Origin of the sequence: Methylovorus sp. MM2 (assembly GCF_001648895.1) — a bacterium.
Classification (GTDB): domain Bacteria; phylum Pseudomonadota; class Gammaproteobacteria; order Burkholderiales; family Methylophilaceae; genus MM1.
Genome location: NZ_LXUF01000011.1, coordinates 321009 through 335069, shown reverse-complemented (window position 1 = coordinate 335069; position 14061 = coordinate 321009). Strand labels below are relative to the sequence as shown.

Genomic DNA, 14061 nt, shown 5'->3' with positions numbered 1-14061 from the left:
TTGGGTGTTAATGCGCCGCTTCCCAATTATTCCCAATACCAACTTCTGCTAACAACGGAACATCCAACTTAGCTACATTCTGCATCAGCAGTGGTAGTTTTTCTTTTATCAGCGCCAACTCAGTTTCTGGCACTTCTAGTACCAATTCATCGTGTACCTGCATGATGATCTTGCTGGCAAGTTTTTCATGTGTCAGCCAGTTGTGTACGGCGATCATGGCGAGCTTGATGAGATCAGCGGCAGTGCCTTGCATAGGGGCATTGATCGCTGCGCGTTCTGCGCCTTGGCGGCGCATACCGTTGGGGCTGTTGATCTCAGGTACCCATAAGCGGCGACCAAAGAATGTCTCTACATAACCTTTCTCTTTGGCACTCTCGCGGGTGACCTGCATGTACTCACGTACGCCGGGGTAGCGGGCAAAGTAACGGTCGATATAGTTTTGCGCGGCTTGTCGCTCGATATTAAGGTTCTGGGCGAGGCCAAAGGCACTCATGCCGTAGATCAGACCGAAGTTGATGACTTTGGCATATCGACGTTGTTCACTACTGACAGCTTCTCGCTCTACACCGAATATCTCGGCAGCGGTCGCACGGTGGATATCTTCCCCGGCGGCAAAGGCTTTGAGCAGGCCGTCATCTTGCGATAGATGCGCCATAATGCGTAGCTCGATCTGTGAATAGTCGGCAGAGACAATCACGTTACCAGTCGGTGCGATAAAAGCTTCACGGATGCGGCGACCTTCGGCGGTGCGTACGGGAATGTTTTGCAGATTAGGATCGGAGCTGGCCAGCCTACCGGTGATGGCGACCGCTTGGTTATAGCTAGTATGCACGCGTCCAGTTGCTGGATTAATCATCTTGGGAAGTTTGTCGGTATAGGTGGATTTCAATTTCGCGAGCCCGCGATATTCCAGCAACACTTTTGGTAGTGGGTGATCCAGTGCCAGTTCCTGCAACACGTCTTCGTCAGTAGAAGGCGCACCACTTGGCGTTTTCTTGGTAGGTTTAATACCCAGTTTGCCAAACAGAATCTCTTGTAATTGTTTGGGGGAGCCGAGGTTGAATGGCTGGCCAGCGAGTTCAAACGCTTGTTTCTCAAGCTCCATCAGCTTGAGGCCGATTTCGTTGCTTTGCTTGTTGAGCATGGCGTTATCAATCAATACGCCATTACGCTCTATCGTGAACAGAATATCCGAGACGGGCATTTCGATCTGTTTGTAGATGAAATCCAGTTTGTCATCCGCAGCAACCTGCGGGTAGAGGTTCTCGTGCAGTTGCAACGTGATGTCCGCATCTTCCGCAGCATAGTCACTGGCCTGCTCTAGCGCGACTTGACTGAAACCAACCGCTTTTGCACCTTTGCCAGCAACTTCTTCATAAGTGATCGTCTGCACGCCCAGATGCCGCATCGCCAGATCATCCATGCCGTGGGTACGGTGGCTTTCCAGCACGTAGGATTGCAGCAAGGTATCGTGCTCGATGCCATTGAGCTGGATGCCGTGATTGGCAAGTACATGCTTATCGTATTTTAGGTTCTGCCCCACTTTTTTAATGGCAGGGTTTTCCAGCAGGGGCTTGATACGTGCCAATGTGGCTTCAAAAGGTAATTGATCCGGTGCGCCTGCATAATCGTGCATTAGCGGCAGGTAAGCTGCTTCGCCAGCTATCACTGAAAAAGACATTCCCACCAACTTTGCTGTTAACGGGTTTAATGACGTGGTCTCAGTATCGAAGCAAACCAGTGGGGCTGCCGCTATTTTGTCCAGCCAGCTTTGCAGTGCCGTTTCGGTGAGAATTGTATCGAATTTGCGCGTGGTAACAGCGGCTGCCGAAAAAAGATCAGTGGCGATATGTGCTGAAGCTGTCGATGCTGGGGCTTGAGGGCTAGTTATCGGGGCGCCCGATGTGGATTGCGCATCCAGCTCGCGTCGCCATGTCTTGAAATCGAAGCGGTCGAACAGCTCTGCCAACTTGGCTTTATCCTGAGGCTGGGGAGCAAGATCGGCCAAGTTCTCCTGTATGCCGACATCACAGCGAATCGTGATCAGCTCACGTGCAGTGGGTAACCAAGGTAGCGCTTTGCGTAAATTCTCACCGACAACACCTGTGATCTCATCCGCATGTGCGACGATGTTATCCAAAGAACCATATTGTTTGAGCCATTTTACTGCCGTCTTTGGCCCCACTTTTTCAACACCGGGAACGTTATCCGAGGTGTCACCGATTAACACGAGATAATCGACCATCAGGCTAGGTGGGATACCGAATTTATTCTCAACGCCTGCAACGTCGAGTACTTCATCTGTTCTCCGGAAAGCATCGCGCATGGTATTCACGACCGTGATGTGCTCGTTCACCAGTTGAGAGATATCTTTGTCGCCAGTGGAGATGATGACCTTGATGCCTTCACGCTCAGCCTGTTTTGCAAGCGCACCGATCACATCGTCTGCCTCAACGCCACTCTCTACAATCAATGGCCAGCCCATGGCTTTAATCGCTTCGTGCAGCGGTTCTATTTGCGGGCGAAGATCATCCGGCATGGCAGCACGATTCGCTTTATATTCAGGGTAGATGTCATCGCGAAAGGTTTTGCCTTTAGCATCAAACACGCACGCGCTATAATCAGCTGGATAGTCCTTGTGCAGACGGCGCAACATGTTGAGTACACCTTGAATAGCCCCGGTGGGCTCGTTCTGGCGGTTGCGTAAGTCTGGCATGGCATGGAAGGCACGATAAAGGTAAGACGAGCCATCCACTAATAACAACGTTTTCATCTGATCTGGGTATCCGCTATGTCTATTTTCACTACAAAGAAACTCCCCAAGGTGACTGATCTCGATTTTAAGGGAGCCAGTCAGTCAGGGAATGAATCCTGGCATGCTTTCGAGATTATGGCAGAATTCGTGGATGCCACCGAGAGGCTTAAGCAGATCACGCCAGCCGTGAGTATTTTCGGGAGTGCGCGCACTAAGCCTGACCATCCTTACTATAAGCTGACGGAAGAAATTGCTAGACAGTTATCCGATGCCGGATTCAGCGTGATTTCTGGCGGTGGGCCCGGCATTATGGAGGCGGCGAATAAAGGTGCTTTTGCAGGTAAATCGCCCAGTATCGGCTTGAATATCGAGTTGCCTTTCGAGCAAAAAGGCAATGCCTATCAGGATATCAGCATTAATTTCCAGCACTTCTTCATGCGTAAAGTCATGTTCGTTAAATATGCCTCGGCGTATGTGGTGATGCCGGGCGGTTTTGGTACGCTGGATGAACTGATGGAAGCCTTGACCTTGGTACAGACAAACAAGACCCGTAGAATACCGATCATCCTTGTGCATGAGCCTTATTGGCGTGGCATGCTGGATTGGTTTCGTAACGCCATCATTGCTGAAGGCATGGCCTCACCAGATGATATCAACCTAGTCCAGGTGATTGATGACCCGAAACAGATCGTCGAAGCTATCTTTAAGCACTATGAATCACGTGGATTTGAACCTTCTCCAGCAGAGAAGCAGATACAGTTTTATCTATAGTTGTATTTATGTGACAGCTAGCCAAATGGTTTGAGCGCTGCAAAGCGCTTTTTGATAGAATCCATACATACTAAATATCGTCAGAGGTTACCATGCGCCTGATTAGACATACCCTGTTTGTTCTGCTTGCTTTGCCAGTCCTTGCGATGGCGGCTGGGCAGCCTGCTGACCTTGAACCTATTCCAGAAGCACCGCCACCACCTTCCGGTTTTGATGGTGGTGATCCGGCAGCTGAACCAAAAGTAACGATTATCAAGAAGGGCACCGATACGATTGAAGAGTATCGTGTCAATGGCGAGCTTTATATGATGAAAGTAACCCCTGCACATGGCGTTCCTTACTATTTGACGAAAGAAGATCAGAATAGCGGATGGGCGCGCAATGAAGGGCCATCGGCGCCGTTGAGCGTACCTAAATGGGTGTTGTTCAACTTCTAAATGCATAAGAAAGAGGGCTGCAAAGCCCTCTTTCAATGTTGGCTTTTAATTTATGTCTGTATTCACCACAGTTTCTTCTGAGCAGTTGCGCATATGGCTAAGCACTTATCCATTGGGCGAATTGCTCGACCTGCAGGGCATTGCCTCAGGCATCACCAATACCAATTATTTTGTGACCACGACAACAGGGCGTTATGTATTGACCCTGTTTGAAGAACATAGCGCTGAAGAGCTGCCTTACTTTATCGACCTCATGACGCATCTGGCGGAGCGTAATGTACCTTGTCCGCATCCTATCGCTAATCTTGCGGGCCAGGCGCTGGGCACTTTGCAGGGAAAACCTGCTGCCTTGGTGAGCTGCCTAAAAGGCAGGTCATTAGAAGAGCCTGCGCCTATTCATTGCGCCGAGATCGGACACGTTTTAGCAAAGATGCATCTGGCAGGCGCTGATTTCACTTTGCAAACAGTGAATTCGCGCGGAGCGGCATGGCGATCAGCGACTGCGAGTAAAGTGGCGCCTTTTTTGAATACGGAAGATCGTGAGATGCTGGAGCAGGTATTCGCGATTGAGGGTAGCTTGGGGCTGAATAGTCTGCCGCATGGGGTTATTCATGCAGACCTTTTTCGCGATAATGTCTTGTTCGATGGCGACAAGCTGGGCGGATTAATCGACTTCTATTATGCATGCAACGATGTGCTGCTTTACGATGTGGCAATCGCCGTAAATGACTGGTGTGTGCAGGGTGATGGAACGCTTGATGCGGCTCGTTCAGAGGCTTTGTTGCAGGCCTACAATGCAGTGCGACCGCTTACCCGTGCGGAGCATGCAGCATGGCTCGGTTTGCTTTGCATCGCCGCGCTGCGTTTCTGGTTATCGCGCCTCAATGATTTTCATTTCCCCCATGCCGGAGAGTTGACGCATGCAAAAGACCCGCAGCATTTTCAGCGCATCCTTAAAAAGCGTATATCAAGTCATCTCATTACCGTTTAAGTAAATTCAAGATCATGCCGAGAGGTAGAGAAAGTTCACATGTTTAAAAGAAGTGCCAAAGAAGGTTTGGAGTGGATCAAAGACAGCTTTGCCTTGTTCAGGCGATATCCTTCAATGTGGATGCTACTTGCACTGGCTTACGTGTTTTTATTTATCGTAATGCCTTCGTTACAGGGCCTGCCCGCCGTCATCAAGCTGTTTGTATTGTTGACCTCACCGACATTCCTGGTGCTGGTGATCAGCCTGTATCGTGAGGTTGATCAAGGCCGTGTTCCACAAGCGGCCAAGCTTTTTCCGCTTATCAAATCCCATGCAGGAAAACTACTTAGCCTTGGCGGTATCTGCCTACTTTATGGTGTTTTAATCAGCATGCTCATCGGTAGTGATATGAAAGTGCTGAATGAGATGACCAATGCGAAATCAAGCCTTGATGAGATGGCAACGATCATGCTGCCGTTGACGCTAAAAGTCTTAGTGCTTTTCGCGCCCTTGATGATGGCCACATGGTTTGCACCAATGCTGATCGTCCATCATGAGTTCCCGATATTTAGAGCGATCAAATCTAGTATTGCGGGTTCATTGTATAGCGCTCTTTCTCTTGGGGTCGCTTGGATATTGCTGACATGTGCCTTTGCGGTCGTCATGATGGTGGCCGGTATTGTTGTTGGCATCGTTGCCTCTATCTCTCCCTTTGTGGGCGTGGCTGTCGGTGCGATTATCCTATTGCTGAGTTTGCTGGTGGGCACAGCGATGATGCTGGCATTTCAATATGTCAGTTATCGGGATGTATTCGAGCGTAAGTTTGCGAATGTGGTAGAAGCCCAACCCAGTTGATAGCTGGCTCTAGTTTTAGGGCTTTTAGGTTACAGGGCTTCCAGTTTTGCATATTCCAGCGCTAGCCATTTTAGGCCTTCACCTTTAAAATTGACTTGCACGCGCAGGTCATTGGCGTTGCCTTCATAGCTGACAACGACACCTTGTCCGAATTTTCCATGCGCCACATTCTGCCCGATTCTCCATGGCATCGCGTTGCTTTGCGAGTTACTCGGTGTGAATGTCTGTGTCATCGGTTTTGATACCGGGCGGGCGTTCAAACGCTTCATCAGCTCTTCCGGAATCTCATCCAAGAAGCGTGATGGAATACCATAACGTACCTGCCCATGCAAAAGACGACTTTGCGCATAGCTCAGGTACAGCCTTTCGCGCGCCCGCGTAACAGCGACATACATCAGGCGGCGTTCTTCCTCCAAGCCATTAGCCTCATATAGGCTTTGTTCATGGGGGCATAAGCCCTCTTCCAGCCCGCTGATAAATACAGATTTGAATTCGAGCCCTTTAGCGGCATGTACGGTCATGAGTTGTAATGCATCACGTCCGGCATCCGCTTGATGCTCTCCGGCTTCTAAACTCGCATGGCCGAGGAACTGGGTAAGTAAGGACTGAGCGACTTCACCGTTTTCATCCACGCTCATGCCAATATCCTGATTCATGAATGCGGTCGCCGCTGAAACCAGTTCTTCCAAGTTAGCAACGCGGTCTTCACCTTCTTTTTCGTTCTGATAAAAAGTTTTAAGGCCTGAGAGTGTCGTTGCTAGTTCGGCAACTTCGGGTAGACTGATGCCGATGGCTTCTTCCTGCATCTGCTTGATCAAGGTGACGAAATTCGCGATCTTGCCGGTTGCGTGTAAAGCGGCCTGCCATAAGCTACCCCCTTGTTGCCGCGCAACTTCTTGCAGTTGCTCCAGACTACGGGCGCCGATGCCGCGTGTGGGGAAATTGATAACACGTAGCAATGCCGTATCGTCATCGGGATTAGCCATTAAGCGCATATAAGCGAGCGAGTGTTTAATCTCGGCACGCTCGAAGAAACGTAAGCCGCCATATACGCGGTAGGCGAGGCCTGCGGAGAACAGCGCATGTTCGATCACGCGTGATTGCGCATTGGAGCGATAAAGCATGGCAATGTCACTGAGGTCCATGCCATCACGATGCAGTGACTGAATCTCTTCGACGATAAAATTCGCTTCGTCGATATCGTTATAAGCTTCATAAACTCGTACTGGTTCACCTTTGCCTGCCGCAGTCCAAAGGTTCTTGCCCAAGCGGTTTCGGTTGTGCGTGATGATGGCATTCGCCGCATCTAGAATATTGCTGTGCGAGCGATAATTCTGCTCAAGTTTGACGATCTTCTCGACATGAAAATCCTGCTCGAAGTCGCGCATATTACCAACGCGCGCACCACGGAAAGCATAGATCGATTGATCATCATCACCCACGGCAAAGATGCAATTATCTTGTCCAGCCAGTAGTTTTAACCATAGATATTGTAGGCGATTGGTATCCTGAAACTCATCTACCAATATGTATTTGAAGCGGCTTTGATAATGTTGGCGAATATTGTTATCGCGGCTTAATAGTTCATAACAGCGAAGCAATAGCTCTGCAAAATCCACAACACCTTCACGTTGGCATTGCTTGTCATATTCTTCAAATATCTCACGCATGCGTTGCGAGTGCGCATCGTAAGCATCCACGCTATGCGCGCGTAGACCTTCCTCCTTACAGCTATTGATGTAACCCATCACCTGTTTGGGTGGATATTTCTCATCATCCACATTCATCAACTTCATTACGCGCTTGATAGCAGAGAGTTGGTCAGCCGTATCTAAGATTTGGAAAGTTGCTGGTAATAAGGCTTCACGATGATGTGCCCGTAGTAAGCGGTTGCATAATCCATGAAAAGTGCCTGTCCACATACCGCGAGTATTGATCGGCAGCATCGCAGTCAATCGCGTTAACATCTCTTTTGCTGCTTTATTGGTAAACGTCACCGCAAGCAGACCATTAGGCGAGACTTGTCCCGTTTGGATTAGCCACGCGATGCGTGTTGTCAGCACACGTGTTTTGCCGCTGCCGGCACCAGCCAGAATAAGTGCAGATTGTTGTGGGAGGGTTACTGCTTCGAGTTGCTTGTGATTCAGGCCATCAAGCAATGAATCGGATTGGGTCTGGGTGTTCATGCCGTGATTATCGCAGGTCACGCCTGCCAAGAGAACTGTTACGTGAGCAATGCAAAATGTTAGGGATTGTAAAGTTAGGTTAAAGCAACAAAACTTCGTATAACTGGTGGAACTAAACTAATTGTCATTAGTCTGACTTTGTAGACGAGATAATCGTCTCCCGCTTTTCCTCCCTGAGCGGGAAGCCTTATCTGATGAGGCTGTTCTGGCCCCCGATTTTACTCCCCTTTAATCGGGGGTTTTTTTGTCCGCTAAAAACATAATGTATGTTTTTGCGTTGATGTTTCGAGGGCTGATGTATTGCAGTATAGGCTGAAAAAACGAAATTAGTAAATACTGTATGTAAATATGTATGTAAACGCATATAGGGGGATACCAAACATTGGTTTATAAAAGGAAAAAGCCTCGCAATTTGCGAGGCTTTTTCTTTAAGCGTTTCTAACTCAAAGACTTAGGTTTTCCCTTTTGAGGTCTGCCTTAATCTATTGATTTAGAATCCACCCATACCACCCATGCCGCCCATATCACCACCTGGCATTGCAGGGGCATCATCCTTAGGCAGTTCTGCTACCAATGCATCGGTAGTCAGAATCAATGAAGCAACAGAAGCTGCATTTTGCAGTGCTGAACGTGTTACCTTTGCTGGGTCAAGAACACCCAGTTCAACCAAGTCACCATAAGTGCCGTTAGCTGCGTTGTAACCGTAGTTGCCTGTGCCTTCCAGCACTTTATTCACAACAACAGATGGCTCGTCACCTGCGTTAGCGACGATCTGACGTAGTGGCTCTTCGATAGCACGTAGTACGATCTTGATACCAGCATCCTGATCTGGATTATCGCCCTTCAATTCCTTGATTGCAGCGCGTGCACGTAACAGTGCAACACCGCCGCCAGGAACGATACCTTCTTCAACAGCAGCGCGCGTAGCATGCAATGCATCTTCAACACGTGCTTTCTTTTCTTTCATTTCGATCTCAGTCGCAGCGCCAACCTTGATCACAGCAACACCACCAGCCAGCTTGGCTACGCGTTCTTGCAGTTTTTCACGGTCATAGTCGCTTGACGCTTCTTCGATCTGTTGCTTGATCTGGTCGATACGTACCTTGATGTTGCTTTCAACGCCTGAACCATCAATGATCGTCGTATTTTCTTTACCTACTTCAATACGCTTGGCTTGGCCAAGTTCATTCAGCGTTACTTTCTCAAGGCTCAAGCCAACTTCTTCAGCGATCACTGTGCCGCCAGTAAGAATCGCGATGTCTTCCAGCATGGCTTTGCGGCGATCACCAAAACCAGGTGCCTTAACAGCAACAGTTTTCAAGATGCCACGAATGTTATTGACCACTAAAGTTGCCAACGCTTCGCCTTCAACATCTTCAGCGATGATCAGCAATGGGCGGCCAGATTTAGCTACTTGCTCAAGGGCAGGTAACAGGTCACGGATGTTGGAGATCTTCTTGTCGAACAGAAGAACGTACGGATTTTCCAGCAGTGCGATTTGACGCTCTGGATTGTTGATGAAGTAAGGTGAGAGGTAACCGCGGTCGAATTGCATACCTTCAACCACGTCCAATTCATTCTCAAGGCCTGAGCCATCTTCAACAGTGATCACGCCTTCTTTGCCAACTTTATCCATTGCATCTGCAATAATTTGGCCGATGTTTGCATCAGAGTTAGCTGAGATGCTACCAACTTGTGCGATCTCTTTACTGGTTGTCGTTGGCTTGGCGATACTCTTGATCTCAGCAACGATTGCGATAACCGCTTTATCGATACCGCGTTTCAAGTCAGCCGGGTTGAAACCAGCAGCTACATATTTAAAGCCTTCACGTACGATTGCTTGTGCAAGGACAGTAGCAGTCGTTGTACCGTCACCTGCGTTATCAGAAGTCTTTGAAGCGACTTCTTTAACCAGCTGAGCACCCATGTTCTCAAGGCGATCTTTCAGTTCGATTTCTTTCGCAACTGAAACACCATCTTTAGTGACTGTAGGGGCGCCGAATGAGCGCTCAAGCACAACGTTACGGCCTTTAGGGCCCAATGTTACTTTTACTGCATTGGCTAGAATATTGACGCCATTGACGATTTTGGCACGCGCTTCATCGCCAAAAATTACTTGTTTTGCTGACATTGTTTATCTCCTGAAACTTATTTGATTACGATAGGGAATAGAAACCCGATTAGGCTTCTAAAACACCTAGAATGTCTTCTTCACGCAATACCAGAACTTCATCACCATTCACTTTGACTGACTGGCCTGCGTACTTACCGAATAGAACCTTATCGCCAACTTTGACATCTAGTGCGATAGCTTTGCCGTTATCATCTTTTTTACCTGGGCCAACAGCGATGATTTCGCCTTGGTCTGGTTTTTCAGTTGCATTGTCAGGGATGACAATGCCAGATGCGGTTGTGCGCTCTTCTTCCAAGCGCTTTACAATAACGCGATCATGTAAAGGACGAATTGCCATGAGATACTCTCCTAGATTATTTGTGATATCCGAACTACGAATTCAATAGAGGGTTTTATGCAATTAGCACTCAAACCCTTAGAGTGCTAATAATAAGGGCAAGTAGTCTGTTTTTCAAGAGCGGGTTCAAGTTTTCTACTGCATCAATATTAAAAAAACAGAAAAATTAAGTAATCGTCGGGGTTGGACATAGTGGCATTTACAGACTTTTACTTAGCGAGACGTATGACTTGGATCGACGCATTAGCCGTTTCACCACCCTCGCCGATGACATGGGTGATTTCACCCGTGCCGCCCAATGACACAGTGGTCATATTGTGGAATATGACACCATTCATTCCAACATTGTTGTTGGGTACTTCAATGGCGTTGTGTAGTTTCACTACGGGGTTGGTATCAAAGTAACAGTAGACCCCAACTCCCCATGCTTCGTGGCTGGTGACTGAATCTCCCACCTTGTAAGAGGCATAGCCATTCACAGTGCCGTTCATCCAACTGGCTTGATCGGGCACATCATAGGGCGCTTCGCTCTGATAAAAATACACTACCCCGCCATTGCCATTCCACACGGTTTGGTACTGGTGGTAATGCTCTACGGCTAAGCCATAGATCGTCACGTTGTCACCATTGACTTCGAGTCCATTCGTTGTGGTGTTTGTGGCCCAGCCGATTCCTGTCCCGTGGTCGGCTCTCCATAGCCAGAGGTTGTCGCCGATCACGTGCTTGCTGTTGATTCTTAGGCTGACTGTGGCATTTCCCACGCCTGCACCGCCGACGCGGAAGAACAGGTCTTGCAATGATGTGGGGTTGCCCGCGTGGTTAGAACTACTATTGGAGGGCCCAACTTGTAATAACACCGGAGAGTTGATGGTTCCTGCATCAAACAGAATGCCTGCGAGCTTTACGCCATCTACATCGCTCACTGTCATGGCGGGTCGTCCGTTTGTTGGCTGCAATGTGGCAATACCCAAACCCAGCACGATGGTGTTAGCAGAAGTCACGCGCAAGGTGTCATTCAGTTTATATATTCCTGGAGTCAACAGCAGATGTTTACCCTTTGATAATGCTCGATTGAGGGTAGTCGCTGTATCCAACCCCGCTTTGGCGATATAGAACTTGCTGATGGGGATGGATTCTCCCGCCGCTTTGCCAGTGCCCCAGGTTGTACCGTGGCTACTGGTAGCGAGATTTGGTACAAACACGCTGTAGTTGCCATCACTGTTGATCGTAAGGAATGGTTTCTCACGGATGACTGGGGTGTGTTCAATCACCGTATACGATAGATTGGGCCAGTTAGCGTCAGAGGGGGCATTATCGTCACCTACAAATACGATGTTCCAGTTAGAGCCTGCCCAGCTGCCCCAGCTTGAGTTACGCGATAACCATTGTTGTTGCATGCCAGTGTTAACCTGATTATCGATTAAGGTATCGGACATGAAGCCGCCGCTAGACCAGCCATTATCATCTAGCACTATGTTGCCGTGGATGTGTAAGCGACGTAATGGCGAGGCTTGTGCTGCTGCCCACTTCATGGTGCCGTTAGATGGGATCACCGCCAGATTCTCGACCCCGCGCCAGAAGTTTTGTGTGGCATCTCTGTCAAACCAGGTTGCATCTAACTCCACGCCGCCATGAATGGTGACGGCATCTGGTGTCTGGCCTAGCCCCATTACTTGAGTATAAAACCCTACATTGATGGTGTTGTTGTATGTGCCGGGTTTGAACAGCAAGGCATAACGATCGTTACCAAACTGGTTACTTTGTTGTTGCTTGAATATGTGATCAACCTGGCTTTGCACGGCTGAAGTCGACATTGATGGATCAAAAATGATCACATTTTTGCCAAAGTCCGGTGCTGAGGGAGACGGTGTTGAGCTTGTTCTGGAGATTGCGTATCCACTTTGTAGCGATATGCCCAGCAACGCCATGACAAAGACGTACCGCGTACATGGAAAACGGAACAAGCGCATAAAAATCTCTTTCTTTTACTCTATTTTGTAGGGAATTTTGTGAGGCGTAAGATTATCTAACGATTTTGCATCTGCCTTGATATTTTTTTAACTTAGATACTAATTATTTAAGCGTTTATTAATACCTAGATGGATTTTTATAGGCCTTTGTCAACGAAAGCATCTCGCCACGCGTTCATTGGGCAAGGTTTTACATATATTTACGCCAAGTGACATCTATTCAACATGTAATTCATGCAAAATCAGACCTCGGTTTATTGTGAGCCTTTGCTAGTTAAGAACCTTCATCTCATTTCTGTACTCTGATGGATGCAATCAAATCAGTACTAGAGCGTTTTAGACTGAACATTAAGTGTGGGCGCATGTTTATTTGCCTGCTTCTTGATTGAAGATAGTCGCGCTCAGATAGATACTTCAAAAATAATGGAAAATAACATTGAGTAAATATTCCTTTACCACTTATCCAGCAATCAATAGTTTGCTGCTTGCGGCTTTACTTGCCGGATGCTCCGCCTCTTCTGCACCGCCATCTAATCCGCATGCTACTGAAGTAGGGGTGCTGACAATCAAGAGTAGCCCGCAGGTGATGGTGACTGATCTTCCAGGGCGTACCAATGCCTACATGATTTCGGAGATTCGTCCGCAGGTTGGCGGTATTGTGCGTAAACGAAATTTTGTTGAAGGTGCCCATGTAAATGCTGGCGACCTGCTTTACCAGATAGAGCCTGCGCCATATCAAGCGACATATGCCAGTGCCGAAGCCGCAGTGCAGAAAGCAGAAGCCAATATCGTTTCTATACGCGCTAAAGCACAACGATATACCGAGCTTGTAAAGATCAACGCAGTGAGCCAACAAGATGACGATGATATTCAAGCTTCATTGAAGCAAGCCGAAGCTGATCGAGCATCATCGAAAGCAGCTTTGGATACGGCGCGCATCAACCTTGATTTCACCAAGATTGTTTCCCCGATTTCGGGGATCGTCGCTACTTCAACCGTGACTCCCGGCGCGCTGGTGACCGCCAATCAGGAAACCAGCTTAACCAATGTGCAACAGCTTGATCCTATCTATGTGGATGTGACGCAATCAAGTAATGATCTGCTTAAGCTCAAGAAACAGTTTGCCGCAGGCAAGTTAAAACGTACCGGGCATGATGAGGTGCGTATCCGCGTGGTACTCGAAGATGGTTCGGAGTATAGCCACGAAGGCAGACTGAAATTCAGCGGTGTGAGTGTGAACCCAAGTTCTGGAGCCGTCACTTTAAGGGCTGTTGTGCCGAACCCTGATGGTTTGCTCATGCCGGGCATGTATGTACATGCGTTGCTGGATCAAGCGATTGATGAGCATGCGATGCTGGTGCCACAACGCAGCCTGACGCGTAATAGCCGTGGGCAACCTACCGTGCTTGTGGTTGGTGCGGATGACAAGGTCGAGCTCAAGATATTAACGGTTGGCGATACGATTGGTGATAGCTGGTTAGTAACGAGCGGGCTGTCTGAAGGCGATCAAGTGATTATCGATGGTTTGCAAAAAGTCAAAGTGGGTGATGTCGTCAAACCTGTTTTCCCTCAAGCGGATGCATCTGCTGGCGATACAAATCAAACAGCTGGGGCATCAGCTAAATCTGTAGAAAATCGCTAAGGGA

General features: G+C 48.4%; 10 protein-coding genes. 5 read left to right on the top strand and 5 right to left on the bottom strand.

From position 1 onward, the window contains the following. Nucleotides 1–7 precede the first annotated feature (7 nt). Nucleotides 8–2773: a DNA polymerase I gene (gene polA / locus A7981_RS09265; RefSeq protein ID WP_067267330.1), complete on the bottom strand. Its 2766-nt coding sequence runs from the start codon at nucleotides 2771–2773 to the stop codon at nucleotides 8–10. Between the two features lie 18 nt (nucleotides 2774–2791). Between polA and A7981_RS09260 the strand changes: the two genes are divergently transcribed. The 4 genes from A7981_RS09260 (at nucleotide 2792) to A7981_RS09245 (ending at nucleotide 5788) form a co-directional block, all read left to right on the top strand. Further along, nucleotides 2792–3526 carry a TIGR00730 family Rossman fold protein gene (locus tag A7981_RS09260; RefSeq protein ID WP_067267327.1) on the top strand — a complete coding sequence of 245 codons (735 nt, stop codon included), beginning with the start codon at nucleotides 2792–2794 and terminating at the stop codon, nucleotides 3524–3526. A gap of 92 nt (nucleotides 3527–3618) precedes the next feature. After that, on the top strand, nucleotides 3619–3963 hold the full coding sequence (locus A7981_RS09255; RefSeq protein WP_067267325.1) for a DUF2782 domain-containing protein: 345 nt from the start codon (nucleotides 3619–3621) through the stop codon (nucleotides 3961–3963). Between the two features lie 52 nt (nucleotides 3964–4015). Continuing rightward, on the top strand, nucleotides 4016–4954 hold the full coding sequence (thrB, locus tag A7981_RS09250; protein ID WP_067267323.1) for a homoserine kinase: 939 nt from the start codon (nucleotides 4016–4018) through the stop codon (nucleotides 4952–4954). A 39-nt stretch (nucleotides 4955–4993) separates the two neighbouring features. Continuing rightward, nucleotides 4994–5788 carry a BPSS1780 family membrane protein gene (locus A7981_RS09245; RefSeq protein ID WP_067267321.1) on the top strand — a complete coding sequence of 265 codons (795 nt, stop codon included), beginning with the start codon at nucleotides 4994–4996 and terminating at the stop codon, nucleotides 5786–5788. Between the two features lie 29 nt (nucleotides 5789–5817). Here the strand turns inward: A7981_RS09245 and A7981_RS09240 are convergent, their stop codons facing one another. The 4 genes from A7981_RS09240 to A7981_RS09225 form a co-directional block, all read right to left on the bottom strand. After that, nucleotides 5818–7974, bottom strand: a complete 2157-nt coding sequence (locus A7981_RS09240; RefSeq protein ID WP_067267318.1) for a UvrD-helicase domain-containing protein — start codon at nucleotides 7972–7974, stop codon at nucleotides 5818–5820. A 490-nt stretch (nucleotides 7975–8464) separates the two neighbouring features. Further along, entirely contained in the window at nucleotides 8465–10105 is a 1641-nt protein-coding gene (gene groL, locus A7981_RS09235) for a chaperonin GroEL (RefSeq protein WP_067267316.1), read from the bottom strand. Nucleotides 10106–10154: 49 nt separating this feature from the next. Next, complete coding sequence (gene groES, locus A7981_RS09230; RefSeq protein WP_067267314.1) at nucleotides 10155–10445, bottom strand: co-chaperone GroES; 291 nt, start codon at nucleotides 10443–10445, stop codon at nucleotides 10155–10157. Between the two features lie 209 nt (nucleotides 10446–10654). Next, nucleotides 10655–12415: an adenylyl cyclase gene (locus tag A7981_RS09225; RefSeq protein WP_131800960.1), complete on the bottom strand. Its 1761-nt coding sequence runs from the start codon at nucleotides 12413–12415 to the stop codon at nucleotides 10655–10657. 436 nt (nucleotides 12416–12851) lie between these two features. Between A7981_RS09225 and A7981_RS09220 the strand changes: the two genes are divergently transcribed. Next, the gene (locus A7981_RS09220; protein WP_254258546.1) at nucleotides 12852–14057 is read left to right on the top strand and encodes an efflux RND transporter periplasmic adaptor subunit; all 1206 of its coding nucleotides are present in this window, start codon (nucleotides 12852–12854) and stop codon (nucleotides 14055–14057) included. The last annotated feature ends 4 nt before the right edge of the window (nucleotides 14058–14061 follow it).

Bases quoted from the DNA above. Each gene is read 5' to 3' on its own strand.
- thrB (WP_067267323.1), top strand. From the start codon at position 4,016: ATGTCTGTATTCACCACAGTTTCTTCTGAGCAGTTGCGCATATGGCTA.
- A7981_RS09245 (WP_067267321.1), top strand. From the start codon at position 4,994: ATGTTTAAAAGAAGTGCCAAAGAAGGTTTGGAGTGGATCAAAGACAGC.
- groL (WP_067267316.1), bottom strand. From the start codon at position 10,105: ATGTCAGCAAAACAAGTAATTTTTGGCGATGAAGCGCGTGCCAAAATC.
- A7981_RS09225 (WP_131800960.1), bottom strand. From the start codon at position 12,415: ATGCGCTTGTTCCGTTTTCCATGTACGCGGTACGTCTTTGTCATGGCG.
- A7981_RS09240 (WP_067267318.1), bottom strand. From the start codon at position 7,974: ATGAACACCCAGACCCAATCCGATTCATTGCTTGATGGCCTGAATCAC.
- A7981_RS09260 (WP_067267327.1), top strand. From the start codon at position 2,792: ATGTCTATTTTCACTACAAAGAAACTCCCCAAGGTGACTGATCTCGAT.
- groES (WP_067267314.1), bottom strand. From the start codon at position 10,445: ATGGCAATTCGTCCTTTACATGATCGCGTTATTGTAAAGCGCTTGGAA.
- A7981_RS09255 (WP_067267325.1), top strand. From the start codon at position 3,619: ATGCGCCTGATTAGACATACCCTGTTTGTTCTGCTTGCTTTGCCAGTC.
- polA (WP_067267330.1), bottom strand. From the start codon at position 2,773: ATGAAAACGTTGTTATTAGTGGATGGCTCGTCTTACCTTTATCGTGCC.